The sequence below is a fragment of the Kitasatospora sp. NPDC094028 genome (assembly GCF_049543595.1).
Classification (GTDB): Bacteria; Actinomycetota; Actinomycetes; order Streptomycetales; family Streptomycetaceae; genus Kitasatospora.
Window position 1 is genome coordinate 19,190 of the sequence record NZ_JBMVFA010000001.1, and the last position, 26,699, is coordinate 45,888.

At 73.3% G+C, this 26,699-nt stretch carries 22 protein-coding genes and 1 tRNA gene; 15 read left to right on the plus strand and 8 right to left on the minus strand.

Annotation, left to right across the window (positions count from 1 at the left end):
* Positions 1–260 precede the first annotated feature (260 nt).
* Positions 261–839, plus strand: coding sequence for a TerD family protein (locus ACPC54_RS00090; protein WP_498959434.1), 579 nt, complete (start codon positions 261–263; stop codon positions 837–839).
* Positions 840–992: 153 nt separating this feature from the next.
* Positions 993–2,090, plus strand: a complete 1,098-nt coding sequence (locus ACPC54_RS00095; protein ID WP_498959436.1) for a DUF475 domain-containing protein — start codon at positions 993–995, stop codon at positions 2,088–2,090.
* 79 nt (positions 2,091–2,169) lie between these two features.
* Here the strand turns inward: ACPC54_RS00095 and ACPC54_RS00100 are convergent, their stop codons facing one another.
* Positions 2,170–3,363 (minus strand): DUF2637 domain-containing protein, encoded by a 1,194-nt coding sequence (locus ACPC54_RS00100; protein WP_498959438.1) that lies wholly within the window; start codon positions 3,361–3,363, stop codon positions 2,170–2,172.
* A gap of 381 nt (positions 3,364–3,744) precedes the next feature.
* On the opposite strand from ACPC54_RS00100, the gene ACPC54_RS00105 reads away from it, so the two are divergent.
* On the plus strand, positions 3,745–4,476 hold the full coding sequence (locus tag ACPC54_RS00105; RefSeq protein ID WP_498959440.1) for a TerD family protein: 732 nt from the start codon (positions 3,745–3,747) through the stop codon (positions 4,474–4,476).
* A 103-nt stretch (positions 4,477–4,579) separates the two neighbouring features.
* On the opposite strand, the gene ACPC54_RS00110 is transcribed toward ACPC54_RS00105, so the two are convergent.
* Positions 4,580–5,815: a TerD family protein gene (locus ACPC54_RS00110; RefSeq protein WP_498959443.1), complete on the minus strand. Its 1,236-nt coding sequence runs from the start codon at positions 5,813–5,815 to the stop codon at positions 4,580–4,582.
* A 372-nt stretch (positions 5,816–6,187) separates the two neighbouring features.
* Here ACPC54_RS00110 and ACPC54_RS00115 point away from each other — a divergent pair, with 372 nt between their 5' ends.
* From ACPC54_RS00115 to ACPC54_RS00125, 3 genes are all read left to right on the plus strand, one after another.
* Positions 6,188–7,381: an HpcH/HpaI aldolase/citrate lyase family protein gene (locus ACPC54_RS00115; RefSeq protein WP_498959445.1), complete on the plus strand. Its 1,194-nt coding sequence runs from the start codon at positions 6,188–6,190 to the stop codon at positions 7,379–7,381.
* 132 nt (positions 7,382–7,513) lie between these two features.
* On the plus strand, positions 7,514–10,042 hold the full coding sequence (locus ACPC54_RS00120; protein WP_498959447.1) for a phosphoribosyltransferase: 2,529 nt from the start codon (positions 7,514–7,516) through the stop codon (positions 10,040–10,042).
* Positions 10,042–10,860 (plus strand): HAD family hydrolase, encoded by an 819-nt coding sequence (locus ACPC54_RS00125; RefSeq protein ID WP_498959449.1) that lies wholly within the window; start codon positions 10,042–10,044, stop codon positions 10,858–10,860. The genes ACPC54_RS00120 and ACPC54_RS00125 overlap by 1 nt, the downstream gene beginning before the upstream one ends.
* A 91-nt stretch (positions 10,861–10,951) precedes the next feature.
* On the opposite strand, the gene ACPC54_RS00130 is transcribed toward ACPC54_RS00125, so the two are convergent.
* Together ACPC54_RS00130 and ACPC54_RS00135 are read right to left on the minus strand one after the other, a co-directional pair.
* Positions 10,952–11,167 (minus strand): FmdB family zinc ribbon protein, encoded by a 216-nt coding sequence (locus ACPC54_RS00130; RefSeq protein WP_498959450.1) that lies wholly within the window; start codon positions 11,165–11,167, stop codon positions 10,952–10,954.
* 102 nt (positions 11,168–11,269) lie between these two features.
* Positions 11,270–12,634, minus strand: coding sequence for a hypothetical protein (locus ACPC54_RS00135; RefSeq protein WP_498959451.1), 1,365 nt, complete (start codon positions 12,632–12,634; stop codon positions 11,270–11,272).
* Between the two features lie 140 nt (positions 12,635–12,774).
* Between ACPC54_RS00135 and ACPC54_RS00140 the strand changes: the two genes are divergently transcribed.
* Positions 12,775–12,846 (plus strand) — tRNA-Val (locus ACPC54_RS00140).
* A gap of 65 nt (positions 12,847–12,911) precedes the next feature.
* On the opposite strand, the gene ACPC54_RS00145 is transcribed toward ACPC54_RS00140, so the two are convergent.
* A complete protein-coding gene (locus ACPC54_RS00145) occupies positions 12,912–14,705 on the minus strand; it encodes a CocE/NonD family hydrolase (RefSeq protein WP_498959453.1) in 1,794 nt (597 codons plus the stop codon).
* A gap of 231 nt (positions 14,706–14,936) precedes the next feature.
* Here ACPC54_RS00145 and ACPC54_RS00150 point away from each other — a divergent pair, with 231 nt between their 5' ends.
* Together ACPC54_RS00150 and ACPC54_RS00155 are read left to right on the plus strand one after the other, a co-directional pair.
* Positions 14,937–15,542, plus strand: a complete 606-nt coding sequence (locus ACPC54_RS00150; RefSeq protein WP_498959454.1) for an HAD-IA family hydrolase — start codon at positions 14,937–14,939, stop codon at positions 15,540–15,542.
* 75 nt (positions 15,543–15,617) lie between these two features.
* Positions 15,618–18,128, plus strand: coding sequence for an ATP-dependent Clp protease ATP-binding subunit (locus ACPC54_RS00155; protein ID WP_498960517.1), 2,511 nt, complete (start codon positions 15,618–15,620; stop codon positions 18,126–18,128).
* Between the two features lie 70 nt (positions 18,129–18,198).
* Here the strand turns inward: ACPC54_RS00155 and ACPC54_RS00160 are convergent, their stop codons facing one another.
* From ACPC54_RS00160 to ACPC54_RS00170, 3 genes are all read right to left on the minus strand, one after another.
* Positions 18,199–19,074 (minus strand): metallophosphoesterase family protein, encoded by an 876-nt coding sequence (locus ACPC54_RS00160; RefSeq protein WP_498959456.1) that lies wholly within the window; start codon positions 19,072–19,074, stop codon positions 18,199–18,201.
* Positions 19,075–19,290: 216 nt separating this feature from the next.
* Positions 19,291–19,608, minus strand: a complete 318-nt coding sequence (locus tag ACPC54_RS00165) for a DUF4190 domain-containing protein (RefSeq protein ID WP_498959458.1) — start codon at positions 19,606–19,608, stop codon at positions 19,291–19,293.
* Between the two features lie 50 nt (positions 19,609–19,658).
* Positions 19,659–19,814, minus strand: coding sequence for a hypothetical protein (locus tag ACPC54_RS00170; protein WP_498959460.1), 156 nt, complete (start codon positions 19,812–19,814; stop codon positions 19,659–19,661).
* Positions 19,815–19,920: 106 nt separating this feature from the next.
* On the opposite strand from ACPC54_RS00170, the gene ACPC54_RS00175 reads away from it, so the two are divergent.
* The 6 genes from ACPC54_RS00175 (at position 19,921) to ACPC54_RS00200 (ending at position 26,690) form a co-directional block, all read left to right on the plus strand.
* Entirely contained in the window at positions 19,921–20,550 is a 630-nt protein-coding gene (locus tag ACPC54_RS00175; protein ID WP_498959462.1) for a TetR family transcriptional regulator, read from the plus strand.
* A 141-nt stretch (positions 20,551–20,691) separates the two neighbouring features.
* Complete coding sequence (locus tag ACPC54_RS00180) at positions 20,692–21,639, plus strand: S1 family peptidase (protein ID WP_498959464.1); 948 nt, start codon at positions 20,692–20,694, stop codon at positions 21,637–21,639.
* Between the two features lie 203 nt (positions 21,640–21,842).
* Positions 21,843–23,336, plus strand: a complete 1,494-nt coding sequence (locus tag ACPC54_RS00185) for a S28 family serine protease (protein WP_498959466.1) — start codon at positions 21,843–21,845, stop codon at positions 23,334–23,336.
* 210 nt (positions 23,337–23,546) lie between these two features.
* Positions 23,547–24,188: a TetR/AcrR family transcriptional regulator gene (locus ACPC54_RS00190; RefSeq protein ID WP_498959468.1), complete on the plus strand. Its 642-nt coding sequence runs from the start codon at positions 23,547–23,549 to the stop codon at positions 24,186–24,188.
* Entirely contained in the window at positions 24,172–25,806 is a 1,635-nt protein-coding gene (locus tag ACPC54_RS00195; protein WP_498959470.1) for an acyl-CoA dehydrogenase family protein, read from the plus strand. Before ACPC54_RS00190 ends, ACPC54_RS00195 begins: the two co-directional genes overlap by 17 nt.
* Positions 25,803–26,690 carry an amidohydrolase family protein gene (locus tag ACPC54_RS00200; RefSeq protein ID WP_498959472.1) on the plus strand — a complete coding sequence of 296 codons (888 nt, stop codon included), beginning with the start codon at positions 25,803–25,805 and terminating at the stop codon, positions 26,688–26,690. Before ACPC54_RS00195 ends, ACPC54_RS00200 begins: the two co-directional genes overlap by 4 nt.
* Positions 26,691–26,699 lie beyond the last annotated feature (9 nt).

Genomic DNA, 26,699 nt, shown 5'->3' on the forward strand with positions numbered 1-26,699 from the left:
CGGCCCGTGGGGGGGGGCGCCTTTCTGGTTTGTTGTTCGCTGGCGGGTCGGTGTTTTGCTGGTGGGGGGTTGGGGGGGGGGGCCCGCGGGGGGGCCCCCCGGGGGGGCCCCCCCCCCCCGCCCCGGCTTCGTGGTGCTCCGCGGCGCTGCGAGGATGGGTGAGTTCAGGAAGTTCAGCCGGCCGATCGGGGCCGGCCGGGGCCGTGGGGGTTTACACCTTGAAGGCGCGCTCCGGATGAGGACAAGGAGGAAGAGCAGTCATGGTGGTCACGCTCGCCAAGGGCGGGAACGTCTCGCTCAGCAAGGCCGCGCCGAACCTGACGCAGGTCCAGATCGGCCTCGGCTGGTCCGCCCGCTCGACCACGGGTGCCCCGTTCGACCTCGACGCGAGCGCGCTGATCTGCGGCTCCGGCTGGGTGCTCGGCGACGAGTACTTCGTCTTCTACAACAACCTCAAGAGCCCCGAGGGCTCCGTCGAGCACACCGGTGACAACCTCACCGGCGGCGACGACGCGGGCGACGACGAGCTGATCCTGGTCAATCTGGAGTTGGTGCCGGCGCAGGCCGACAAGGTGGTCTTCGCGGTGTCGATCTACGACGCCGAGGCCCGGCTGCAGAACTTCGGCCAGGTCCGGAACGCGTACATCCGGGTCGTCAACTCCCTGGACGGGCAGGAGATCGCCCGTTACGACCTCTCCGAGGACGCGTCCTCCGAGACCGCGATGATCTTCGGCGAGCTCTACCGGTACGCGGGCGAGTGGAAGTTCCGCGCGGTGGGCCAGGGCTACGCCTCCGGCCTGCGCGGCATCGCCCTCGACTTCGGCGTGGACGTACAGTAAGGGCGGATCAGGTCAAAACAGGCAAATAGCACCCAACCGATGATGAGAACAGAGGGCGGTGCGGGGGTGACCTGACCGGGCCCGGCCCGGTCAGGGCGTCTCGGGACGAGGCCGACCCCCGGCGCGCCCGAGACCGAAAGGTAACCAAGTCCCGTGTTCCTCCGCACCTTCGGCTGGTCGTTCGCGATCACCGCCATCGGCCTGATCGCGGCCGGACTGCTCTGGGGGGCCCAAGGCTTCGGCATCGTGCTGATCCTCTCCATCCTGGAGATCTCCCTGTCCTTCGACAACGCGGTGGTCAACGCCACGGTGTTGAAGCGGATGAACCCGTACTGGCAGAGGATCTTCCTGACCGTCGGCGTGCTCATCGCCGTGTTCGGGATGCGGCTGGTCTTCCCGCTGCTGGTCGTCGGCCTCACCGCGAAGCTCAACCCCGCGACCGTCATCGACCTCGCCCTCCACTCCGACAAGACCCACGACGGCCTCACCTACGGGCAGTACCTGGAGGCGGCCAACCCGGCCATCGCGGCCTTCGGCGGCGTGTTCCTGCTGATGATCTTCCTGGACTTCGTGTTCGACGAGAAGGAGCACAACTGGCTGGGCTGGCTGGAGCGCCCGCTGGAGAAGGTCGGCAAGCTGGACGCGCTCTCCAGCGTCGTCGCCCTGGTCGCCCTGGTGCTGGCCTCCCGCTTCTTCGCCGCCGAGCACGCCGAGACCGTCCTGCTCGCCGGTGTCCTCGGCCTGATCACCTACCTCGCGGTCGGCGGCCTGTCCTCCATCTTCGAGTCGGGCCTGGAGGAGGAGGCCGAGCGTGAGGAGGAGGCCGAGAAGTCCGGCAAGTCGATCGTCCAGGTCGCCGGCAAGGCCGCGTTCTTCCTCTTCCTCTACCTGGAGGTCCTGGACGCCTCCTTCTCCTTCGACGGTGTGGTCGGCGCCTTCGCCGTCTCCAGCGACATCTTCCAGATCACCCTGGGCCTCGGCATCGGCGCGATGTACATCCGCTCGCTGACCGTCTTCCTGGTCCGCAAGGGCACCCTGGACGACTACGTCTACCTGGAGCACGGCGCGCACTACGCGATCGGCGCCCTGGCGGTGATCCTGCTGGTCGGGATCAAGTACCACATCCCGGAGATCGTCACCGGCCTGATCGGCGTCGCCTTCATCGGGCTGGCGCTCGGTTCGTCGATCCTGCGCAACCGGCGCGAGGCGTCGGCCGAGGAGCCCGGAGAACTGGTCGGCAGCGGCAAGTAGCGCTCCCCGCCCACGAAAAGCGGCCGCCCCCGGATTCCGGGAGGCGGCCGCTTTCGTCGTGCGGGTGGGGCGGTGCGGGTCAGCCGAGCTGCTGCTCGATCGCGCGCAGCTTGCGCTCCAGCGAGTCCAGCTTCGGCATCGACAGGGTGTCGTCGTCGGACGTCAGGTCGATGGTCGAGCTGCGGTGGGAGCCGGTGCCGGCGCCCGAGGAGTACGCGGAGCCCGAGGAGAACGACGAACTGGACGAGCTCGAGGAGCTGGACGAGCTGGACGAGTTCGACGAGGAGGAGCTCGACGAGTCGTACGTCGAGGAGGAGTACGACGATCCGACCTCGGCGCGCGCGTGGCGGCCGGAGTCCAGCGCGGCCGAGCCGGACCGGCTCGGGGTGGTGCTGTCGGACTCGGCGGCTGGGGCAGGCTCCGTAGCGGACGGGCCGTCCCCGGCCGTGAGCGCGGGCACCTGGCGCCCGCCGCGGGCCCGGGCGAGCATGCCGCCCTGGCGGGAGATCGCCTTCAGCTCGGCCCGCTCACGGCGGTCGGCGGTGCGGGCACGGGCCTTGGCGTCCAGCTTCGCCTGCCGCTCCTCGCGCACCTCCTCGACCGCGTCGTCCAGGCTGCGGACGTTCTCCAGCAGCATCAGCGACCAGGCCGCGTAGGTCTCGCGCGGGGCGCGCAGCCAGCGGACGATGCGGATCTGCGGCAGCGGCCGCGGCACCAGGCCCTGCTCGCGCAGCGCCGCCTTGCGGGTCTGCTTCAGCGCGCGGTCGAACAGGATCGCCGCCGAGATCGACATGCCGGAGAAGAACTGCGGGGCGCCGGCGTGGCCCAGGCCGCGCGGGGCGTGCACCCAGTTGAACCAGGCCGAGGCGACCGCGAACACCCAGACCAGCAGGCGCGAACCGAGCGCGGCGTCACCGTGGCTGGCCTCGCGGACGGCGAGCACCGAGCAGAACATCGCGGCGCCGTCCAGACCGAACGGCACCAGGTACTCCCAGCCGCCCGACAGGCCCAGGTTCTCCTTGCCGAAGCCCACCAGGCCGTGGAAGGACAGCGCGGCCGCGACACCGGCGCAGCAGAACAGCAGCGTGTACGAGGAGATGCCGTAGATCATCTCCTTGCGGCGCCGGCGCTCCTCGCTGCGCTCCCAGGAGTCGCCGCCCTCCTCCTTCTTCGAGTTGTTCTTGAAGCGCAGCGTCGCGAGGAGGACGGCGACGAACAGCAGGGCTGCACCGCCGATGACGGTCCAGACCAGCTGTATGGAGGTCAGATTCATTGCGGGGCGTGCCTCGGGTTTCGGCAGGGGACAGGTACACGGTGCGACGCGCAGGCGCTCAGCTCCCGCCGCGCGGGCACCGCCTGACGGTTCGTTCGTCACCGCACGGCGTGCCCGGCCCCCCGCGCAGGGGCGGTCGGGACACCTGTGCGGCTAGACGATATCGCGTCCGAAGGGGCGGCATGTTACGGGAGGGCGGCTTCCGCCGGCCAATCGGCCCGGCCGAACTCCACTGCGGGGCACGGGATCGGCCGCCGGGTGAGCGTCGGACGGCCACGCGGGGTAGGGGAGGGGAAGGTTTGGGTATCCGGTGGCCGGGCCGATGCCCGATCATGGTTCGGCGGACCGTCAGATCGCCTGACGGGCAGGGGGAGGGGTGGGATGGTCTCGATCTGGGAGTACCTGCGCGGGGACAAGAGCTACACCTTCGACAACCCGGGCGGTCAGCACAAGGTCACGCTCACCAAGTCGGCGCCGCAGCACGCAATCACCGGCTCGGCGGCCACCACCGGCTACCTCTACGTCAACCTGCACTGGACCACCCGCTCCGGGGCCGTCCGGCCGAGCACCCGGGACAGCCTCAAACGCTTCTTCAGCCCGCGCATCCTCAGCCCGCTGGAGCCGGACTCGGGGCAGGACGTCCAGCTGAACGTCGACCTCGACCTGGCCTGCATGTACGAACTCTCGGACGGCACCCGGGGCGTGGTGCAGCCGCTCGGCGAGCTCTTCGGCGACCTGCGCGAGCCGCCGTACATCAAGCTCAGCGGCGACGACAAGTACGGGGCGCCCTCCGGCGAGACGATGTACGTCAACCTGGAGAAGAAGGACAAGTTCAAACGGCTGCTGATCTTCGTCTACATCTACGACGGCACCCCGGCGTTCGACCAGACCCACGCGGTGATCACGATCGTGCCGCAGACCGGGCCGCGGATCGAGATCAAGCTGGACGAGCGGGCCCGGGCGGCGCGCTCCTGCGCGGTCGTGCTGATCGAGAACGCGGGGGACAACCAGCTGACCGTCCGGCGCGAGGTGCGGTACGTCAACGGGTTCCAGGCGGACATCGACCGGCTGTACGGCTTCGGGATGCAGTGGCAGCGCGGCTACAAGGGGTAGGGGGGCGGGCACCGCGCAGCGGGGCGGGCGCGGCGGGCCGCCGCCGAGCGGGCCCGCCGGACGCGACGGGGCCGGGTGGTGGGCGGCCCCGCCGGCGGGCGGGTCAGCGGGGCTGGAACTGCGGGCCCTGAGGGGGCAGCGCGAACTCCTCGGCGCTCGGCGCGGGCTGGGCGCTCGGCGCCGGGGGCTGGGCCGGCGGGACGGGCGGCTGCTGGCCGGTGCCGGGCTGCGGGTAGCCGTAGCCCGTGCCGGGCGGCTGGGGGTAGCCGTAGCCGGTGCCGGGGTGGGGCGGGTACGGCTGCTGGCCGGCGCCCGGGTGGGGCTGGGTCGGCGGGACGGGCGGCTGCTGGCCGGTGCCGGGCTGCGGGTAGCCGTAGCCGGTGGCCTGGGGCTGCGGGTGGCCGTAGGTGGGCGCGGGCGGCTGCTGGGGGTAGCCGTAGCCGCCGGTGCCCGGCCCGGGGTGGGCCGGCGGGGTGCCCGGCGGGGGCGGCACGGCGGTCGGCGGCACGGCCGGGGGCATGGTCGGCGGGGCGCTCGGCGGGGGCGGCGGCGTGGTGGGCGGCGGCGGGGTCGCCGGGCCGTTCGCGGCGGCTTGCTGGGCGCCGGCCGGCGGGGGCGGCGGGACGGCCGGGGAGAGCGCGAAGGTGCCCGGCTCGGAGCGGGGCGCGCGCTGCTCCGGCAGCGGCGTGGCGCGCGGGTCGAGCGCCCCGGTCGGGGAGGCGGTGGACGAAGGGGCCGGGGCGGGCTGCGGCTGGGCGCCCGGGGCCGGCTCGGAGGCGGCGGGCTCGGCCTCGTCGTCGACGGTGATGCCGAAGTCGGTGGCCAGGCCGATCAGCCCGGAGGTGTAGCCCTGGCCGATCGCCCGGAACTTCCAGGTCCCGTTGCGCCGGTACAGCTCGCCCGCCACCAGCGCGGTGACGTTCTCGGCGTCGTCGATGTCGAACTCGGCGACCGCGGGCGCGCCCTCGCCGGCCGACACGTCGAACAGCAGCAGGCGCAGCCCGGGCACCGCGCGGAACGGTCCGCCCTCGGAGGATCCGGCCAGCACCACGCGGTCCACCTCGGCCGGCAGCTTCGCCAGCTCCACCTCGACCGTGTCGATGATCTCGGCGCCGCCGGCGGTGTGCTGCTTGGGCAGGTGGCGCACCAGGCCGGAGGGGTGCCGCGGCTGGTTGTAGAAGACGAAGTCGGCATCCGAACGGACCTTGCCGGTCGGGCCGAGCAGCAGCGCGGAAGCGTCCACGTCCGGCGCACCGGGCGTGGCGCTCCAGCGCAGCACGGCGCGGACGGCCGCGGCCGGCAGTGCGATGTTGGCGCCCTTGGCCATCACGTGCGTCATAGCGGACCATCCTGCCTGTTCGCCACCCCTTCGGACAACGTGACCCGGACGGCCGCGCGCGCCCCGGACTTTGCCAAGACTTGCGCTTCCGGAGGTTTGCCGCGCCCGGTTCGTGATCGTCCTCGTGATCGCGGCCCCGCCGCCGGGCCGGGTCGCGATGTTCCGGGAGTTCAGTGGACCGGCGTCGGGAACGGCTGGAATCCGCCCGTACGATGGGCGTTCGAAAGGCCCCGGGGGGCATCGGCGGAAGGGAGTCCGCCGGCGCGCGGCCGGGGAACCGCGGCGCCCGGTGGGCCGGTTCACCACGGTGTCGTCCCGTGCCGCCGCGCGACCGGCGGCGGACCGGAGTACGTCGAACCCGAGGAGAGCAGCATGCGCCATTTCGGCCATCTCGCCGAGGACGTCCGCGGCCGGCTCTTCCTGGAGCAGCCGCGTCCGTTCACCGCGCGGAGCGAGCCGGCGGTGCTCGCCACCGCCCTCGGCGGCACCCTCTACAGCCCCGCCACCCGGCCCGCGCTGGCCGCCGACATCCGCAAACAGGCGGCGCGCGGCGTGGTGTCGATGGTGCTCTGCCTGGAGGACGCGATCGCCGACCACGAGGTCGGCGCGGGCGAGCACAACCTCGTCGAGCAACTCAATGACCTCGCCAAGGACTTCACCGACAGCGCACAAGGTCACCCCCTGCTCTTCATCAGAGTCCGCGACGCCGCGCAGATCCCCGACCTGGCCGAACGGCTCGGCCCGGCCGTCGAGCTGCTCAGCGGCTTCGTCCTGCCGAAGTTCACCCCCGGCAACGGCCCCGCCTACCTCGCCGCCCTCGCCGCCGCCGAGGCCGCCACCGGGCGGCGGCTGTACGCCATGCCCGTCCTGGAATCGCCCGAACTCGCCCACCTGGAGACCAGGCGCGAACAGCTGTACGGCATCGCCGAACTGCTCGCCGGACACCGGGAGCGGGTGCTCGCCCTCCGGCTCGGCGTCACCGACCTGTGCTCCGCCTACGGGCTGCGCCGCTCGCCCGACCTCACCGCCTACGACGTCGCGCTCGTCGCGGGGGTGATCGGGGACGTCGTCAACGTGCTCGGCCGTGCGGACGGCACCGGCCACACCGTCACCGGGCCGGTCTGGGAGTACTTCCCGATGCAGGAGCGGATGTTCAAGCCGCAGCTGCGCCGCACGCCGTTCGCCGCGTCCGGCGGCACCGCGCTCGCCACCGGCGAGGAGGTCCGGCGGCGGATCATCGAGCACGACCTGGACGGGCTGATCCGCGAGGTCGAACTCGACCGGGCCAACGGGCTGCTCGGCAAGACCTGCATCCACCCCAGCCACGTCCCCGCCGTGCACGCCCTCTCCGTGGTCACGCACGAGGAGTACTGCGACGCCCAGGACATCCTGCGGGTCGACCGGGGCGGCGGCGGGGTGCTGCGCTCGGCGTACACCAACAAGATGAACGAGGCCCGGCCGCACCGGGCGTGGGCGGAGCGGGTGCTGCTGCGGGCCGAGGTGTTCGGGGTGGCGCGGGAGGACGTGAGCTTCGCGGAGCTGCTGGCGGCCTGCCTGTGCGGGTGATGCCGTCCTCTCCCTCTTTTCCCTGGGGGTTCGTCCCCTGATTCGTCCGCAGTGCCGAAGTCCGTACCACCGAAGTCCGCACCACCGAAATCCGCACCACCGGGGTGCGCAGCACCGAAGGCAGGGCCCGCAGTGACCGCAACTCAGCAGACCTGGAACGGCCGTTGGGTCGCCGACCGGGCCGGGATCGACCTGCTCGGCGCCGAGCGGCTGCCCGAACTCGTCGGCCTCGCCCTCCGGTCCGGCAACCGTCGGCGCGCCCACCTGCTGGTCTCCAACGTGCTCGGCAAGCACGTCCCGCAGCGGCCCTCGGTGGTGTACGGCGCCGGACTCGAACTCGGCCGCCGCGTCCGGGAGTTGCTCGGCGACGAGGCGGCCGCCCGGGCCGTCGTGCTCGGCTACGCGGAGACCGCCACCGGCCTCGGCCACAGCGTCGCGGACGGGCTGGACGCGCCCTGCCTGCACTCCACCCGCCGCGCGGTGCCCGGCATCGCCCCGCTCGGCGGCTTCGAGGAGGAGCACTCGCACGCCACCTCGCACCTGCTGCTCCCCACCGATCCCGAACTCCTCTCCGGTGGCGGGCCGTTGGTGCTCGTCGACGACGAGTTCTCCACCGGCCGGACGGTCCTCAACACCATCCGCGAGCTGCACGCCCGGTACCCGCGCGAGCGCTACGTCGTGGTCGCCCTGGTGGACCTGCGCTCCGCCGCCGACCGCGACCGGCTCGCCGGTGCGGCCGCCGAACTCGGCGTCCGGCTCGACCTGGTGGCCACCGCCAGCGGTGCCGTCCAGCTGCCGGAGGACGTCCTGCGGCGTGCGGAACGGCTGATCGCCGACGCCGTGGCGCCGGTGGGGGAGGTGGGGGAGGCGCCGTCGGCCGATCCCGCGCCGCTCGTCCGGGTCGACCTGGACTGGCCGGCCGGACTGCCGGACGGCGGGCGGCACGGCTTCACGCCCGCCGACCGCGCCCGGCTCGACGCCGCGCTGCCCGCGCTGGCCGGGCAACTGGCCGAGGCGCTGACCGGCGTCCGCCGCGGTGTCCGGGGCGGCGCCCGGGCCGGCGTGCCGACCGGCTTGCCGGCCGGGGGGCGGGTGCTGGTGCTCGGTTGCGAGGAGCTGATGTACGCGCCGCTGCGGCTGGCCGGGGCGCTGGACGAACGGCTCGGCGGTGACCGGGTCCGCTACTCCACCACCACCCGCTCGCCCGTCCTCGCCGTCGACGACCCCGGCTACGCCATCCGCACCCGGCTCGTCTTCCCCGCCCACGACGGCCCGGACGGCCCGGACGGCCCGGACGACGTCGTGCCGGGAGAGTTGGTGGGCGGGGGAGCCTCGCGTGAGCGCTACGCCTACAACGTCGCCCCCGGCGCCGACCCGGCCCGCCGCTTCGACGCCGTCGTGCTGGTCGTCGACGACGTCGCCGACACGCCGGCACTGCACCGGGGCGAACGCGCGCTGCTCGGCCAGCTCCGGCGGGTCACCGACCTGGTGGTGCTCGCGGTGCTGCCCTCGCACCGGCCCGTGCCGCTGTACGGTCCGGACTTCTCCTCGTACCGGCGGGACGAGGTGGCCTGGCTGCTCAAGGACCTCTCCGGGGTGCGGCTGGAGGCCCCGACCGAGGAGCGCGAGGAGGCCGTGCAGAGCGGCGGCGCGCACTACGCGGAGTCGCTGCCCGTCGAGTACCAGCCCAGCCCCGCGTACCAGGAGCTGTTCCAGCAGGCGCTGCACGGCTCCGCCGGGCGGATCGCGCTCGCCGTGGGCACGGTCGCCGAGACCCTGCTGCGCGAGCGCGGGCCGGGGCTCGTCCTCGCCTCGCTGGCCCGAGCCGGTACGCCGGTGGGCATCCTGATCCGCCGCTGGCTCGCCTTCGCGCACGGCCTCGACGTGCCGCACTACGCCGTCTCGATCGTGCGCGGCCGCGGCATCGACCGGGTCGCGCTGCGCTACCTGGCGGACCGCCACCGGGCCGCGGACGTGGTGTTCGTCGACGGCTGGACGGGCAAGGGCGCGATCACCCGCGAACTCGCCGACGCACTCGCCGGCACCGGCTTCGACCCCGGGCTCGCGGTGCTCGCCGACCCCGGCCGGTGCGTGCGCACCTACGGCACCCGGGACGACTTCCTGGTCCCGTCCGCCTGCCTCAACTCCACCGTCTCCGGCCTGGTTTCGCGCACCGTGCTGCGGTCCGGGCTGATCGGGCCCGGCGACTTCCACGGCGCCAAGCACTACCGCGAGCTGGCCGGCAGCGACGTCTCGGCGGCCTTCCTCGACGCGGTGAGCGGGCAGTTCGACACGGTGCGGGCCGCGGCGCTGCTCGGGGCCGAGCGGCTCGCCGACGACCCGGACCGGGCGCCCGACTGGGCCGGCTGGGCCGCCGTCGAGCGGATCAGCGCCGCGTACGGCATCGACGACGTCAACCTGGTCAAGCCGGGCGTCGGCGAGACCACCCGGGTGCTGCTGCGGCGCGTCCCCTGGCGGGTGCTGGCCCGCCGGGGCGCCGGCGCCGACCTCGACCACGTCCGGCTGCTCGCCGAGCAGCGCGGCGTCGAGGTCGAGGAGGTGGACGAACTCCCTTACTCCTGCGTCGGGTTGATCCACCCCCGGTACACTCGTGGGGCAACCGGCGCCAGCGGCCGGTCGGTCGCGGGGGAGGGCTCCTGATGGGTGGCGCACTGATCGCCAGCGACCTCGACCGGACGCTGATCTACTCCGAGCGGGCCCTCGCCCTGGACGCCCCCGACCACCTGGCGCCGCGCCTGCTGTGCGTCGAGGTGTACGGCGGGCGGCCGCTGTCCTTCCTCACCGAGCGGGCCGCCGGCCTGCTCGCCGAACTCGCCCGGCGGGCCACCTTCGTGCCCGCCACCACCCGGACCGTCGAGCAGTACCGGCGTGTCAACCTGCCCGGACCGGAACCGAGTTGGGCGATCTGCGCGAACGGCGGCCAGCTGCTCGCGGACGGTGTGCCGGACGCCGACTGGCGCCGCGAGATCACCGGCCGGATCGCCGCCGGCGCCGCCCCGCTGGCCGAGGTCGTCCGGCACCTGGACGACTGCGCTGCCCTGCCCTGGACGCTCAAACGGCGGGTCGCCGACGAGCTGTTCACCTACCTGGTGGTCGAGCGCGCCGCCCTGCCGGAGGGCTGGCTCGCCGACCTCACCGGCTGGTGCGCCGACCGCGGCTGGCGGGTCTCCCTGCAGGGCCGCAAGGTGTACGCCGTGCCGGAGCCGCTGACCAAGAGCGCCGCGCTCGCCGAGGTCGTCCGGCGCACCGGGGCGTCCACCGTGCTCGCCGCCGGCGACTCGCTGCTCGACGCCGACCTGCTGCTCGCGGCCGACGCCGCCTGGCGGCCCGGGCACGGCGAACTCGCCGAGAGCGGCTGGACGGCCCCCGGCGTCACCGGCCTGGAACAGGTGGGGGCGGCGGCGGGGGAGGAGATCGTCCGGCGCTTCCTCGCGGCGGCGGCAGCTGTCGCCGGTTAGTCCCGGTTGGTCCCGGCCAGTCCTGGAAGGTCCCGGCCGGTCCTGGAAGGTCCCGGCCGGTCCTGGCTGGTCGCCGGTTGGTCGCCGATGGTCAGCCGCAGCACCCGCCGCCGCAGCAGCCACCGCCGCCACCGCTCGGCGCCTGCGGCGCGGCCCCGGCCGCACCGGTGACGGCGACGGTGGACAGCAGCTTCACGGTGTCCTCGTGGCCCTCGGGGCAGACCGCCGGGTCGTTGGCCTGGGCCATCGGGCGGCGGAGTTCGAAGGTGGCGCCGCAGGAGCGGCAGCGGAAGTCGTAGCGTGGCATACCGGCAGGGTACCGAGCGCGGCCGGCGATGGCCCAGGGTTGGCGGGCCCGGGGTTGGCGGGCCCGAGGTTGGCGGCGGACAGGGTCAGCGGTGGCCCGGGGTCAGCGGTGGCCCAGATCGCCCCGGATCAGGTCGATCACCCGCGCCGCGGTGTCCCGTACGGCCGCCAGCTCGGTCAGGAACAGCCAGTAGTCGGGGTGCCGGCCGGCCGCCTCCAGCACCGCCACCGCGCGGTCCAGCCGGGCCACCGCCTCGTCCAGCGGCGCCGCGTGCCGCGGGTCCGGCGCACTGCGGCCCGCCATCGCCAGCCGCTGCGCGTCCCGGACGGCGAAGCGGGTGCGCTCCACCTCGCGGCTCGGATCGTGCTGCACCTCGTTCAGCTGCCGCAGCCGCTCGTTCACGGCGAGCACCGAGCCGTCCGCCGTCTCCAGCAGCGCGCGGACCGTACCGATCGCCGCCGTCGCGTCCGCCCAGCGCTGCTCGTCCCGGGCCCGGGCGGCCTCCGCCAGCTTCCGCCCGGCCGCCCGGCCGCTCTCCGCGACCTGGTCCGGCACCCGCTGGAGGTCCTGCCAGCAGGCGGTGCTGAACCGGCGGCGCAGCTCGCTCAGCGCCGGCTCGACCGTCGCCGCCTTGGTCTCCAGCGCCTGGATGCGGGTCCGCAGGCTCGCCACCCGGCGGTCGATCTCCCGGGCCCGCTCCGGCAGTTGGCCGGCGTCCGCGGCGATCGCCCCGGCCCGCTGCTGCACCTCCTCGGCGCGCCGCAGCGTCGCCGCCACCCCGTGCCGGGTCGCGCCCTCGTTCAGCCGGCCCAGCTCCGGCGCCAGCTCGGCCAGCCGGGCCGCCAGGTCGTCCGCCCGCAGGCCCGCGCCGCGCGCCGCGTCCAGCGCGTCGGACGCGGCCAGCAGCGCCCGCTTGGCCTGTTCCACCGCCGGGGTCACCCGCATCAGCTGCTGCTCGGCGTGCTGCAGGACCGGCTGGAGGCGGCGCAGGAAGTCGTTCAGCTCCGCGCGGGCCGAACCGAGCTGGCCCCGGACGTCCTCCAGCAGCCGCCGGGCCCGGGCCGCCGACGCCGCGTCCAGCGCCTCGCTGTCCAGGTCGAACGCGTCCAGGGCACCCAGGTAGTTCACGGTGACCTGCTCCACCCGCCCCGAGATCGCCGGCAGCCCGGCCAGCGCCCGCTGCGCGGCCGCGTCCTCCTCGGCCGCCCGCACCGTCTCCACCGCCAACTGCACCTCGCGCTGGGTCTCCTCCAGCTCGAAGAACGCCTCCTGCGCCCCCGCCCGGGCCTCCTTCGCCTCCGCCCGCGCACCCTCCCCGCCGCGCCGCCCCCACCAGCCGCCGCTCCCGGCCGACGCCAGCCCCACCGCGCCCAGCGCACCAGCCAGCACCACCGGCAACACCAGAGCGTCGACCAGCGCACCCGCCGCCCGCCGCCGCCCCCGCCCGCTCCCGCCGGCCACCGTCACTGCGCGCTCCCTGCTCCGTCCGCTGATCCGGCCCCATTCTCGCCGATCCCCCCACCCCCCGGGCACCCCACCCGCGCCACACCACCCCCCGGAACCAGGTACCCTGGACCCTCGTCGTGCGCCCACCGGCCCACGATGGGGGGCGCGTAGCTCAGTGGTAGAGCGCTGCTCTTACAAAGCAGATGTCGGCGGTTCGAAACCGTCCGCGCCCACACACCCGAAGGGCCAGTTCGGAGGCTTGATCCTCCCGAACTGGCCCTTGATCGTTTCTGGGCTCCTACTCGGCCGTGCGGTCGAGGGGGGTGGGGAGGGGGCCGACGATGGGGAGGGTGATCGTCGACGGGTGCGTGGCGTCGTGCAGGAGGCGGTGGTGGGCGGGGTGGGGTGCGGAACTGGTGGGCCAGGGCTTTCCGTCGGACGGGTTGACGTCCCAGTGGGGGAAGTCGGAGGACGCGATCTGGACGGAAATGCGGTGGCCCGTCAGGAATACGTGGCTGGTGGCCCAGAGATCGAGGTCGAATGCGATCGGGCCCTTTTCGTGGAGGGGTTCCGATTCGGTGCCGAGCCGAAGTATTCCCTGAGTCACCGGATAGCGCCGGCCGTCCGGATGGATGTCGACGAGGGCGGCGATGACGTCCGCACTGGCGGCGTCGGTTTCCAGCCAGGCCTGCGCGCGGACGGCGCCGGTGACTTCGACGGCGGAGGGCAGCGGTTCGCTGTCGAAGGTCAGGACGTCGGTTCGTTCGAGCAGGGGGGACTGGTCCCGGGGGCCGGCCGGGATGGCCCAGGTCTGGCCGCCGGTGGAGGGAACCGGGTCCTTCGGGTCGTGCGTCCACTCGTCCGCCGCCGTCGAGGCCTGGCCGGTCGGTGCGACCGCGTCGAGGGTGCCGGTCGGTCCGTTGGTGACGGGGCCGCCCGTGGAGTGGAGGAACAGCTGGACGGGGGTCGAGGCGGGGGGCCACACGTCCGCCGACCGCCACTCGTTGACGCCCATGGTGAAGTACCGCACCCCGGGGGTGGGTTCGCGCGGCCCCAGGCCCGTCAGCGGGGCGAAGAACTGATCCACCAGTGAGAAGAGTTCGAGCTCGGCGGTCGGCCCGAAGTCGAGTTCGCCCGCGATGGACTGCGGTGCGCCGTAGTGCGCGTGCTCCCACGGGCCGATGACGAGGTGCGTCGGCGCGGTGCCGGTGGAGATGCCCGCCGCGTACGCGTTGAGCGTGCCGCCGAGGAAGGCGTCGTACCAGCTGGTGACGTAGAGCGACGGTGTGGAGATGTTCGGTACGAGCCGCCGCGTGGAGAGGTACTGGCCGCCATCGGGCCGTCCGGCTTCGTCCAGCAACTGCCGCACCCAGGGCGCGACCGCGTCGTACTGCCGCAGGACCTCGTCGAAGGGTGCGTGCAGGCCGTTCGACCGCGACAGCGGGGGGAAGGCGTCGACCGGGCGGTCCTCGGTGAGTGTGGTGAGTGCCGTGGCCGCCTCCTCGCGGCCGTTGCGCCGGGCGTCGCGGATGGCCATGTTGGTCGCCCAGGCGAAGTAGAAGGAGGCTTCGACGGCTCCGCCGCGCCGGAACCCGTTGTCGGTGAAGTCCAGCAGGGGCGAGACCGGGTTGATGGCGACCAGCGGGGCGGGCTTCTCGGCGGCGGCCTGCACCTGGACGCTGCCGAGGTAGGACTGACCGACCATCACGACCCGTCCGTTGGATCCTTCGATCCCGGCGGCCCACTCGATGGTGTCGATGCTGTCCGACGTCTCGTCGCGGAAGGGGTGGAACGTGCCGTCCGACGTGTACGTCCCCCGGACGTCCTGGCCGACGCAGATGTACCCGCGGGGGACGAAGTACCTGACCTCGGAGGGGAACCACGGCTCGGTGAGGACGGATTTGTCGTAGGGGAGGCGCAGCAGCATGACCGGGCAGGGGCCGTCCGATAAGGGACGGAAGACGTCCGCTCGAAGGATCGTGCCGTCCCGCATCGGTACTTCCACATTCCGCTCGACACGCATGCGTTGCCGCCTTTCCTGGGTGAATTCGGTGTGGTGCTCATCGGTGCTGCTCATATCGGTGCTGCTCATATCGGTGGTGCTCGTATCGCGGAATCGCCCCGGAATCGACCGTGCCGCCGAGCGGGAGACTGATCGTGGGCGTTCCGAACGGACCGTACCCGTCCGACTACGCGCGAATGCGGGCGCTTCGGTGACATCCGTCACGCACTCAGTGTGGTTTGGCGGGCTTGTTCGCGTGACGACGGTTCAACGATCATGGGAATTCGTTCCGTTCGGGGCTGTGGCGACTGGGTGGGTGGGATGGCTGAGCTGGGGTTCGACGCGGTGCTGTGCGATGTGGACGGCGTGATCCGGTTCTTCGACGGGGACGGGGTGGCGGCGCTGGAGCGGGCGGCGGGGGTGGAGGTGGGGAGTACGGCGGCGGTCGGGTTCGCGCCGGGGAACGACCTGCCGTTGCTGCTGGGGCGGATCTCGAAGGCGCAGTGGGTGGAGTCGATCGCGCGGGGGCTGGCGGGGCGGGTGCCGGTGGAGGCGGCGCGGGCGATGGCGGAGGCGTTCGCGAACTCGCCGTTCCGGGCCGACGAGGCGGTGGTGGGGCTGCTGCGGGGGGTCCGGGAGCGCTGCCGGGTGGTGCTGGTGACGAACGCGACGGTGTGGTTGGACGAGGACCTGGCGGAGCTGGGGCTGACGGATCTGGCGGACGCGGTGGTGAACAGTTCGGTGGTGGGCTGCGCCAAGCCGGACCGGCGGATCTACGAGATCGCCGCCGCGCGGGCCGGGGTGGCACCGGAGCGGTGCCTGTTCGTCGACGACCGGGAGGAGAACGTCGCGGCGGCGGTGGCGCTGGGCATGACCGGGGTGCTCTACCGGGGGCCGGAGGACCTGCGGCGCGCACTGGCGGGGTGAACCTCGGGAGGCGGGTGGGGCGGCCCTGTGTTTGGGTGGCTGCAAACCGCTTGGGAGAGGTGAAGCGCCGTGACCATGCCCCCGTTCGGATCGAACGACCCGTTCTCCGACCTGCTCAGCCGGTTCTTCGGGATGAGCCCGCTGGCCTCCCCGCCCGCCGTGCAGCGGGTGCCGATCGGGCGGCTGCTGAGCGAGTCCTCGCAGGAGCTGCTGGCGCTGGCGGCGCAGCGGGCGGCGGAGGACGGCAGCAACGACCTGGACACCGCGCACCTGGCGTGGGCGGCCACCAGGGTGGAGCCGTCACGGCGGATGCTGGAGCGCGCGGGCATCGACCCGGACGAGCTGGCGGAGGACCTGGAGCAGGCGTTGCCGGCCGGGAACGCCGGTGCGGCGGACGGGCGGCCGGCGCTCACCCCGGCGGCGAAGCGGGCGCTGCTGGCCGCGCATGCCCGTTCGCAGGCGGCCGGCGCCTCGTACATCGGCCCGGAGCACCTGTTGGGCGCGCTGCTGGAGCAGGAGCGTTCGGGCGCGGGCGCGGCGCTGCGCAACGCGGCGCCCTCGCCGGAGACGTTGCGGACGGTGCTGGACGGCCGGGGCGCCGCCGGCGAGCGCGGCGCTACGGGCGCTACGGGCGGTGCGGGCGGTGCGGCGCCGAGCGGGACGCCGACCCTGGACGAGTACGGGCGGGACCTCACCGAGGAGGCGCGCTCGGGCCGGCTGGACCCGGTGGTCGGGCGGGCCGAGGAGATCGAGCAGACCGTCGAGATCCTGTCCCGCCGGACGAAGAACAACCCGGTGCTGATCGGCGAGCCGGGCGTCGGCAAGACGGCGATCGTCGAGGGGCTGGCCCAGCGGATCGTGTCCGGGGACGTCCCGCGGAGCCTGGCGGACAAGCGGGTGGTGTCGCTGGACCTGACGGCGCTGGTGGCCGGCTCCAAGTACCGGGGCGAGTTCGAGGAGCGGCTGAAGAGCGTGATCGACGAGGTGACGGCGGCCGAGAAGAGCGTGATCCTCTTCCTGGACGAGCTGCATACCGTGGTCGGCGCGGGCGGTGGCGGCGAGGGCTCGATGGACGCCGGCAACATCCTCAAACCGGCCCTGGCGCGGGGGGAGTTGAGCGTGGTCGGGGCGACCACGCTGGACGAGTACCGCAAGCACGTGGAGAAGGACGCCGCGCTGGAGCGCCGCTTCCAGCCGGTGCTGGTGCCGGAGCCGAGCGTCGAGGAGACCATCGAGATCCTGCGGGGGCTGCGCGACGCCTACGAGGCGCACCACCAGGTCCGGTTCGGTGACGATGCCCTGGACGCGGCGGCGACGCTCTCCGACCGGTACGTGAGCGACCGCTTCCTGCCCGACAAGGCGATCGACCTGCTCGACCAGGCCGGCGCCCGGGTGCGGCTGCGCAGCCTGAGCGGCTCGACCGAGGCGACGGCCGTCCGGGACCGGATCACCAAGCTGAAGCGCGAGCTGGACGAGGCCGTAGCGGACGAGGAGTTCGTGCGCGCCGCCAACCTGAAGACCGAACTGCGGCAGACCGAGGACGAGTTGGCGGCCATCGCGGAGTCCCGCGAGGACGTCGTCGACGTCACGGCGGACGATATCGCGCAGGTGCTGTCGGCCCGGACCGGCATCCCCGTCGCCGAGTTGAACGCGACCGAGCGGGAGCGGCTGCTCCGGCTGGAGGACCACCTGCACGAGAAGGTGATCGGCCAGGACGAGGCGGTCACCGCCGTCGCCCAGGCGGTGCGCCGCGGCCGGGCCGGGATGGGCGACCCGGACCGCCCGACCGGCTCCTTCCTGTTCCTCGGCCCGACCGGCGTCGGCAAGACCGAGCTCGCCAAGGCACTGGCGACGCTGCTGTTCGGCGACCCGGACCGGATGATCCGCTTCGACATGAGCGAGTTCCAGGAGAAGCACACCGTCTCCCGGCTGGTCGGCTCCCCGCCCGGGTACGTCGGCTACGACGAGGCCGGGCAGTTGACCGAGGCGGTGCGCCGCAAGCCGTACAGCGTGCTGCTCTTCGACGAGGTGGAGAAGGCGCACCCGGACGTCTTCAACCTGCTGCTCCAGGTGCTGGACGACGGGCGGCTGACCGACTCGCAGGGGCGCACGGTCGACTTCCGCAACACCGTGGTGATCATGACGAGCAACATCGGCTCGCAGCGGATCCTGGACCATGCGGGCAACGTCGACGACATCAGGGACGACCTGATGCGCGATCTGCGGCAGCAGTTCCGGCCGGAGTTCCTGAACCGGATCGACGAGGTGATCGTCTTCCACGCGCTCACCCGCAAGGACCTGCTGTCCGTGGTCGACCTGCTGCTGGAGCGCACCCGGCGCCGGGTGCGCGCCCAGGACGTCGAGCTGGACGTCACGGACGCGGCGAAGGAGTACCTGGTCAACCGCGGCTACCAGCCCGAGTTCGGCGCCCGGCCGCTGCGCCGGACGATCCAGTCGGAGCTGGACAACCGGATCTCCAACCTGCTCCTGGACGGCACCGTGCGGGAGGGGGACACCCTGATCGCGGACGTGGACGACGGCGAGCTGACGGTCACCATGGCGCGGCCGGAGGCCTCCGCGGCCTGACTCCCGCCGTGCGGGTCCGGGCGCGCCCCACGAGGGGAGCGCGCCCGAACGTCCCGTCCGGCGAAGGGAGTCACGCCGAGGGGAAGACCTCGCGCAGCAGCGGGTCCGGCAGCCCGCGCTTGCGCCACTCGCGCGGGTAGCCGAGCGAGACCTCGGTGAACGGCACCCCGTCGTAGGAGGTCCGGCGCGGGATGTGCAGGTGCCCGTAGACCATCGCCGCGGTGTTGAAGCGCCGGTGCCAGTCGGCGGTGAGCTCGGTGCCGCACCACTGGGCGAACTCGGGGTACCAGAGGATCTCGGTGGGGTGGCGGACCAGCGGGTAGTGGTTGACCAGCACCAGCGGGACGGACGGGTCGCAGGCGGCCAGCCGCTCCTCGGTCAGCCGGACGCGGTCGCGGCACCAGGAGTCGCGGTCCGGGTACGGGTCCGGGTGGAGCATGTGCTCGTCCGCGCAGACGATGCCGGCCTCGTACGCGGCGGCCAGCGACTCCTCCTTGGTGCTGGTCCCGGGCGCGCGGAAGGAGTAGTCGTACAGCAGGAAGAGCGGCGCGACCAGGACCGGGCCGCCGGGGCCCTGCCACAGCGGGTACGGGTCCTCGGGGGTCAGCACGCCGAGGCGGCGGCAGAGTTGGACGAGGTGGTCGTAGCGGGCGGTGCCGCGCAGCTGGACCGCGTCCTCGGGGTGGGTCCACAGCTCGTGGTTGCCGGGGGCCCAGATCACCCGGGCGAAGCGCTCGGCGAGCAGGCCGAGGGCCCACTCGATGCTCTCGGACTTCTCGGCGATGTCCCCGGCGACGATCAGCCAGTCGTCGGGGTGGGTGGGTTGGAGCTTCTCCACCAGGTCACGGTTCTCCTGGTAGGAGATGTGCAGGTCGCTCACCGCGAGCAGCCGCCCGCCCGCCCCGGTGGGCGCCGCCGGTGTGTCGCTGCGGTTCTCGGTCGTCACTTCCGTCCCCCTGTGGTCACCACGCCTGTACCGCCACCCTACGGCGCGAGTCGCTGGTGCGGGCGAGGTTGGCCGGGATCTGCCACGGTGCGGGGGTTTGACGGCCGGGACCGGACGCCGGAACCGGACGTCGGGTCAGGGCCCGGGAGGCGGGGAGCGGACGGCGGCGCGGGAGCCGGAGGGGGGAGCCTGGACGCGGGACTCAGGAGTCGGGGCTCAGGAGCGGAAGTCCATCAGCACGCCGTGCGAGGTGACGGCGGTGACGGCCAGGATGACGAGCGAGGCGACGCCGAGGGCCAGCCCGAGGGCGGCGCGGCCGCGCCGGCGGGTGCCGCGGACGAGGGCGAGCGTGCCGAGGGTGATGGCGAGCGGCCCCAGGACGATGTTGAACAGCAGCAGGCCGGGGAGGCCGAGCAGGAAGGAGGCGACGGCCAGGCCGTCGGCCTCGGCGGTGGCCGGGCGGTCCGGACGGGCGGGGCCTTCGGCGCGCGTGCGGGCGGGGCCTTCGGTGGTGGTGCTCAGGACGGTGCTCATGGCGGCGGTGGTCCTCTCGGCGGGCGAGGGTGAGGGGGTGCGCGTGCCGGTCAGCGGTGCCGCAGCCGGGCGATGCCCTCGCGGGCGCCGAAGGCGAGCAGCCAGGCGGTGATGGCGGCGGAGGCGGTGAGGAAGACCGGGAGCGAGGTGTGCGCGGCGGCGCCGATCAGGACGCCCATGGCGACGAGGGCGGAGAACAGGATCACGGCCGACTCCTCCGGTTCGGTGTTTCGGTTGACAAGTGTTCACTGACTTCGGCACCACTGTACGCCCGGCTGGCCAAGTTCGGCAAACGACTGTTTACTGAATGGCGTGAGTCACACCGTGGGGGCCAGACAGGCCCAGAAGCAGCAGAGTCGGCGCGCCTTGCTGGATGCGGGTCTGCACCTGCTGGCCGATCAGAACCTGGCCAGCCTGGGCGTCCGCGAGGTCACCCGGGAGGCCGGGCTCTCCCCGGCCGCGTTCTACCGGCACTTCCCGGACCTCGCCGCGCTCGGCGTGGCGCTGGTCGAGGAGTCGCTGGCCAGCCTGCACGTGATGATCCGTGCGGTGCTCGCGGAGGCCGGCGGCGCCGAGGAGCTGATCGACCGCGCGGTGGACGTGATCGAGCGGCACGTGCGCGAGAACCGTCCGCACGTCCGCTTCCTGTCGCGCGAGCGGCACGGCGGGGTGCGCCAGGTGCGCGAGGCGATCGACGCCGAACTCGGCCGGTTCGCCGCCGAGGTGGGCGCCGCGCTGGCGCTCCAGCCGTCCTCGCGTGACTGGAGCGAGCGCGACCTGCGGATGCTCGCCGAGTTGTACGTGGACCACATGGTCTCGACGGCGGCCGCCCTGCTGGAGGCGCAGGGGGCCGACCCCGCGCGGGCGGAGCGGATCGCCGGTACGGCGCGGCTGCAGTTGCGCCTGATCAGTGTCGGTCGGCGTCACTGGCTGGGGAGTTGAGCGCCCGTCGACCGGGCGGGGGCGAGCCGGCGGTGGGTCGGGGGTGACGCGGCGGTGGTGGTCGCCGGGAGTGGCCGGAGCTCTTGACAGTCGGTCATGTCCGCGACAGGTTTGGTGGACCCCCACACCGAGAGGTCCGTCATGAAGACGCCACTCATAGGCACGCTCGCCGCGCTCGCGCTCGCCGGAGCCACCGCGCTGGCCGGCGCCCTGCCCGCACAGGCCGCGGACACCGGAACCGCGACCGCCCACTCCGCGACGGCGAAGACCGCCGCCGCGAAGACCACCGCCGCCAAGGCGACCACCGCCAAGGCGACCACCGCCAAGGCCGCCACCGCCAAGGCCGACCCGCTGGACGACGTCAACTTCGCCGGCACGGTCGCCCTCAGCAACTGCTCGGGCTCGGTCGTCCGGATGCCCAACTCGGCCCCCACCGACCCGGCTCTCGTCCTCGCCAACGGCCACTGCCTGGAGAGCGGGATGCCCGGCCCCGGCCAGGTCATCACGAACCAGGCCTCCAGCCGGACGTTCACCCTGCTCAGCCCGAACGGCGACGACCTGGCCACGCTGACCGCGACGTCGATGGTCTACGGCACCATGACCGACACCGACGTGTCGATCTACCGGCTGAACACCGACTACGCCACGATCCAGGCGCAGTACGGCATCGCCCCGCTGACCATCGCCGACACCCACCCCGTCCAGGGCGCGGACATCCGGGTGGTCTCCGGCTACTGGAAGACGATCTACTCCTGTTCGGCGGACGGCTTCGCCTACACGCTGCACGAGGGCGACTGGGTCATGAAGGACTCCCTCCGCTACACCTCCGGCTGCAACGTGATCGGCGGCACCTCCGGCTCGCCGGTGGTCGACGCCTCGACCGGCCTGCTGGTCGCGGTGAACAACACGATCAACGAGAACGGCGAGTCCTGCACGGTCAACAACCCGTGCGAGGTCGACCAGAACGGCGCCGTGACGGTGCACCAGGGCATCGGCTACGCCCAGGAGACGTACGGCATCCCGGCCTGCTTCGGCCCCGGCAACCAGATGGACCTCACCCTGCCCGGCTGCACGCTGCCCAGGCCGTGACCACCGCTCCGGCTCCGGCTCCGGCACGGGCACCGGCACCGAGCGACTGAGGCGGCATTGACCAGCATCTTCCCCCCGATGGGCCACCCGTGACCGGCGGGTGGCCCATTCGGCCGTCCATCGGGCGGCCGTCGCACCACCCGTACCGCAGAGTCGTGCCGAACACCGGCGCGAGCCATGTCCGTTGACCAGATGGAGAGTTGATGCGCACCACCGTGAGAAGACTGCTGGTCTCCGCCCTGCTGATACCGCTGCTCGGCGGCGGCCTGGCCACCCCGGCGCTGGCCGCCGGTGCGGCGGGCGCCGACCCGGCCGGGGTCGCCCGCGCCCTGAGCCCCGCCGACGACCCGAACGCCGACATCAAGGACCGCCTGGCGGCGATCCCCGGGGTCACCATCACCGAGGAGAAGCCCACCACCACGGGCCACCGCTACTTCGTGGCGACCTACACCCAGCCGATCGACCACTTCCGCCCCTGGCTGGGCACCTTCCAGCAGCGCTTCACCCTGCTGCACCGCGGCTACGACCGCCCGACCGTCTTCTACACCAACGGCTACACCCTGGGCACCAACCCGTCCCGCACCGAGCCGACCCGGCTGGTGGACGGCAACCAGGTCTCCATCGAGTACCGCTTCTTCACCCCCTCGCGCCCCGAGCCGGCCGACTGGACCAAGGCGGGCATCCGCCAGCAGGCCGCCGACTCGCACCGGCTGGTGACCGCGCTCAAGCGGATCTACGAGCAGGAGTGGCTGTCCACCGGCGCCAGCAAGGGCGGCATGTCCTCCACCTACTACCGCCGCTTCTACCCGGACGACATGGCCGGGACCGTCGCCTACGTCGCGCCGAACAACACCGACGTCAACGACTACGCGGCGTACAGCGAGTTCTTCCGCACCGTCGGCACCCCCGAGTGCCGGGCGCGCCTGTCCGCCGCCCAGCGGGAGCTGCTGGTGCGCCGCGACCGCCTGGAGGCCCGCTACGTGGCCGACAACAACGCCGCCGGCTCGACCTTCACCACCCTCGGCACCCCGGACCGCGCGTACGAGGCCGGCGTGCTGGACGTGGTCTGGGGCTTCTGGCAGTACAGCCTGGAGGCCGACTGCGCGAAGGTGCCGGTGGCCGCCACCGCGACCGACGACGAGCTGTACGCCTGGTTCGACACGCAGTCCGGCATCACCGGCAACAGCGACCAGGGGCTGGCGAAGTACACCGCGTACTACTACCAGGCCGCGACCGAGCTGGGGCAGCCGTACTTCGACGTCTCGAACCTGAAGGACCTGCTGCACTACGACTACAAGGAGCTCTACTCGGCCCGCTCGTACGTGGCCAAGGACATCAACGTCCCGGCCTTCAACCCGTACGCGATGCGCGACATCGACCGCTGGGTGAAGCACGACGCCGAGCGGATCATGTACGTCTACGGCGGGAACGACCCGTGGGGCGCCAAGCCGTTCCGCCTCGGCGAGGGCAGTGACGACAGCTACGTCTACACCGTGCCCGGCGGCAACCACGGCTCCAACATCGGCAAGCTCCCGGCCGCGCAGTCGGCCGAGGCGACCGCGAAGGTGCTGGAGTGGGCCGGCCTGGGCGACCAGGACACCGCCCGCTCGCTGGCGAAGACCCCGCAGCTGCTGCCGGCGTTCGGCCCGCTCGACGTCGAGGGTCAGAAGCTGGAGCAGGAGCGCCGCCCGCTGTAACGCGGCCAGAGGATCCGTCCGAGGCCGCCCCCGCACCCGCGCGGGGCGGCCTCCGCGCTTCCGCCGCTCGTCCGAGGGCGCGTCCGAGGGCGCGTCCGCACAGCGGTGCGCCCGGGGGTGCGAAAGGGCGTACCGACGGATGTGCGGACGGTGTGGACGGGTTGGGTGGAAACCCTCCCCCAAGAGGTGAATCGGTGCTTCAATGCTTCCATGGCCTACCGACGCACCCCCGCCGTCCAAGCCCGCCTGGACGCCCAGCGCGAAGTGGTGCTGCAGGCGGCCGTGGGACTGCTCGCCGAACGGGGCTACGGCGGCTGCACGGTGGCCGCCGTCGCCGACCGCGCCGGGATCGCCACCGGCAGCCTCTACCAGCACTTCGCCAACAAGGCCGAACTGTCGGTCGAGCTGTTCCGCCGGGTGGTGAACCGGGAGATCGCCGAGGTCAGGGCGGCCGTGGCCCGGCGGGACACCCCGCAGGAGCGGGTCGCCGCCGTGGTCGAGACCTTCGCCGCCCGCGCCCTGCGCGCCCCCCGGCTGGCGTACGCCCTGCTGGTCGAGCCCGCCGACGCGGTGGTGGACGGCGAGCGCCTGGTGTTCCGGCGCGCCTTCCGCGACATGCTGGCCACCGAGATCGCCGCCGCCCTGGCGAACGGCGAACTCCCCGAGCAGGACCCGGTGCTGACCGCCGCCGCCCTGGTCGGCGCGGTCGGCGAGGCACTGGCCGGGCCGCTGGCCGGCGAAACCGAGGACAACGGGGTCGCCGACCCCGAGCGGGCCGCCGCCGAGGTGGTCCCCGCCCTGGTCTCCTTCACCCTGCGTGCCCTGGGAGGACGCGATGACAGCCACGCATGAGGTCACCAACCAGGTGCCGCTGCCGTACGGACACGACGCCGCCGCCGATCCGACCCTGCTCGACGCGCTGCGCCGGGCCGGCGCCGACTGGGCCGAGCCGGAGCTGCGCGAACTCGGCCGGCTGGCCGGCTCCGAGCAGGCCGCCGACTGGGGCCGCCTCGCCAACGAGCACCCGCCCGTGCTGCGCACCCACGACCGCTTCGGCCACCGGATCGACGAGGTCGAGTTCCACCCGGCCTGGCACGAGCTGATGCGCACCGCCGTCTCGTACGGCCTGCACGCCGCGCCCTGGCGGGACGGACGGCCCGGCGCGCACACCGCCCGCGCCGCGAAGTTCCACGTCTGGGGCCAGGTCGAGGCCGGCCACACCTGTCCGATCTCGATGACCTACGCCGCCGTCCCGGCGCTGCGCCACAACCCGGCGCTGGCCGCCGAGTTGGAGCCGCTGCTGGCTGCCCCCGAGTACGACTTCGGGTTGCGCGAGCCGCGCACCAAGCGCGGGCTGATCGCCGGCATGTCGATGACCGAGAAGCAGGGCGGCTCGGACGTCCGCACCAACACCACCACCGCCACCCCGCAGCCGGACGGCACCTACCGGCTGACCGGCCACAAGTGGTTCACCTCGGCGCCGATGTCCGACCTCTTCCTGACCCTCGCCCAGGCCCCCGGCGGCCTCAGCTGCTTCGTGCTGCCGCGGATCCTGCCGGACGGCGGCCGCAACCGGCTGCAGCTGATGCGGCTCAAGGACAAGCTCGGCAACAAGTCCAACGCCTCCGCCGAGCTGGAGTACGACGGCGCGGTCGGCTGGCTGGTCGGCGAGGAGGGCCGGGGCGTGCCGACCATCATCGAGATGGTCAACATGACCCGCCTGGACTGCACCATCGGCGCCGCCTCCGGCATGCGCTACGGCGCCACCCGGGCCGTCCACCACGCCCTGCACCGGCGGGCGTTCGGCAAGGCGCTGGTCGACCAGCCGCTGATGCGCAACGTGCTGGCCGACCTGGTGGTGGAGTCCGAGGCCGCCACCGCCGTGGCCATGCGGCTCGCGCGGTCCACCGACCTCGCCCTGGCCGGGGACGGCGCCGAGGCGCTGGTGCGGCGGCTCGGCCTGGCGGTGGCCAAGTACTGGGTGTGCAAGCGCGGCCCGGCGCACGCCGCCGAGGCGCTGGAGTGCTTGGGCGGCAACGGCTACGTCGAGGAGTCCGGGATGCCCCGGCTCTACCGGGAGGCGCCGCTGGTGTCGATCTGGGAGGGCTCCGGCAACGTCGCCGCGCTGGACGCGTTGCGCGCCATGGCCAAGCGCCCGGAGAGCGTCGACGCCTTCCTCGGCGAGCTCGACGCCGCCGCCGGCGCGGACCGCCGGCTGGACGCGGCCGTCGCCGGCCTGCGCAAGCAGCTCGGCGACCGGACCGACCTGGAGTACCGCACCCGCCGGCTGGTCGAGTCGATGGCGCTGGCCTTCCAGGGCTCGCTGCTGGTCCGGTACGGCGACGCGGCGGTGGCCGACGCCTTCTGCGCCAGCCGCCTGGGCGGTGACCACGGCGCGGCCTTCGGCACCCTGCCGTCCGGCGTCGACGCGGCCGCGATCGTCGAGCGCGCCCGGCCGGTGCCGGCATGAGCACCGAAGAAGCCGTGGCCGTGCGGGAGTTCTGGCAGGGCCTCGGCCTGCCCGGGCTGGTCGACGTGCACACCCACTTCATGCCGAAGAACGTCCTCGACAAGGTGTGGGCGTACTTCGACGCGGCCGGCCCGCTGGTGAACCGCCCCTGGCCGATCACCTACCGCGAGGCCGAGGAGCAGCGGGTGCGCCGGCTGCGGGAGTTCGGCGTGCGGGGGTTCACCGCGATGCTCTACCCGCACAAGCCCGGCATGGCCGCCTGGCTGAACGCGTGGTCCGCCGACTTCGCCGCCCGCACCCCGGACTGCCTGCACACCGCGACCTTCTACCCCGAGCCCGAGGCCCCCGGTTACGTGGCCCGGGCGATCGAGGGCGGCGCCCGGGTGTTCAAGGCGCACCTGCAGGTCGGCGGCTACGACCCGGCCGACCGGGCGCTGGACGAGGTCTGGGGTCTGCTCGCGAGCTCCGGCACCCCGGTGGTCGCGCACTGCGGCTCCGGGCCGGTGCCCGGCCGCTTCACCGGCCCCGGCCCGATCGGCGAGGTGCTGAAGCGCCACCCCGGGCTGGTGCTGCTGGTCGCGCACATGGGCATGCCCGAGTACGGCGACTTCTTCGACCTGGCCGAGCGCCACCCGGACCTCCGGCTGGACACCACGATGGCGTTCACCGACTTCGTCGAGACCGACGCGCCGTTCCCGCGCGCCGAGCTGCCCCGGCTGCGGGACCTGCGCGAGCGCGTCCTGCTCGGCAGCGACTTCCCGAACATCCCGTACCGGTACGTGCACCAGCTGGAGGTGCTGGCCGGGCTGGGGCTGGGGGAGGAGTGGCTGCGGGCGGTCTGCCACGACAACGCGGCGGCGCTGTTCGGGCTCGGGCCCGGCTGACCGCCCGCG

Bases quoted from the DNA above. Each gene is read 5' to 3' on its own strand.
- ACPC54_RS00090 (WP_498959434.1), top strand. From the start codon at position 261: ATGGTGGTCACGCTCGCCAAGGGCGGGAACGTCTCGCTCAGCAAGGCC.
- ACPC54_RS00100 (WP_498959438.1), bottom strand. From the start codon at position 3,363: ATGAATCTGACCTCCATACAGCTGGTCTGGACCGTCATCGGCGGTGCA.
- ACPC54_RS00105 (WP_498959440.1), top strand. From the start codon at position 3,745: ATGGTCTCGATCTGGGAGTACCTGCGCGGGGACAAGAGCTACACCTTC.
- ACPC54_RS00110 (WP_498959443.1), bottom strand. From the start codon at position 5,815: ATGACGCACGTGATGGCCAAGGGCGCCAACATCGCACTGCCGGCCGCG.
- ACPC54_RS00115 (WP_498959445.1), top strand. From the start codon at position 6,188: ATGCGCCATTTCGGCCATCTCGCCGAGGACGTCCGCGGCCGGCTCTTC.
- ACPC54_RS00125 (WP_498959449.1), top strand. From the start codon at position 10,042: ATGGGTGGCGCACTGATCGCCAGCGACCTCGACCGGACGCTGATCTAC.
- ACPC54_RS00130 (WP_498959450.1), bottom strand. From the start codon at position 11,167: ATGCCACGCTACGACTTCCGCTGCCGCTCCTGCGGCGCCACCTTCGAA.
- ACPC54_RS00145 (WP_498959453.1), bottom strand. From the start codon at position 14,705: ATGAGCAGCACCGATATGAGCAGCACCGATGAGCACCACACCGAATTC.
- ACPC54_RS00150 (WP_498959454.1), top strand. From the start codon at position 14,937: ATGGCTGAGCTGGGGTTCGACGCGGTGCTGTGCGATGTGGACGGCGTG.
- ACPC54_RS00155 (WP_498960517.1), top strand. From the start codon at position 15,618: ATGCCCCCGTTCGGATCGAACGACCCGTTCTCCGACCTGCTCAGCCGG.
- ACPC54_RS00165 (WP_498959458.1), bottom strand. From the start codon at position 19,608: ATGAGCACCGTCCTGAGCACCACCACCGAAGGCCCCGCCCGCACGCGC.
- ACPC54_RS00180 (WP_498959464.1), top strand. From the start codon at position 20,692: ATGAAGACGCCACTCATAGGCACGCTCGCCGCGCTCGCGCTCGCCGGA.
- ACPC54_RS00185 (WP_498959466.1), top strand. From the start codon at position 21,843: ATGCGCACCACCGTGAGAAGACTGCTGGTCTCCGCCCTGCTGATACCG.
- ACPC54_RS00190 (WP_498959468.1), top strand. From the start codon at position 23,547: ATGGCCTACCGACGCACCCCCGCCGTCCAAGCCCGCCTGGACGCCCAG.
- ACPC54_RS00195 (WP_498959470.1), top strand. From the start codon at position 24,172: ATGACAGCCACGCATGAGGTCACCAACCAGGTGCCGCTGCCGTACGGA.
- ACPC54_RS00200 (WP_498959472.1), top strand. From the start codon at position 25,803: ATGAGCACCGAAGAAGCCGTGGCCGTGCGGGAGTTCTGGCAGGGCCTC.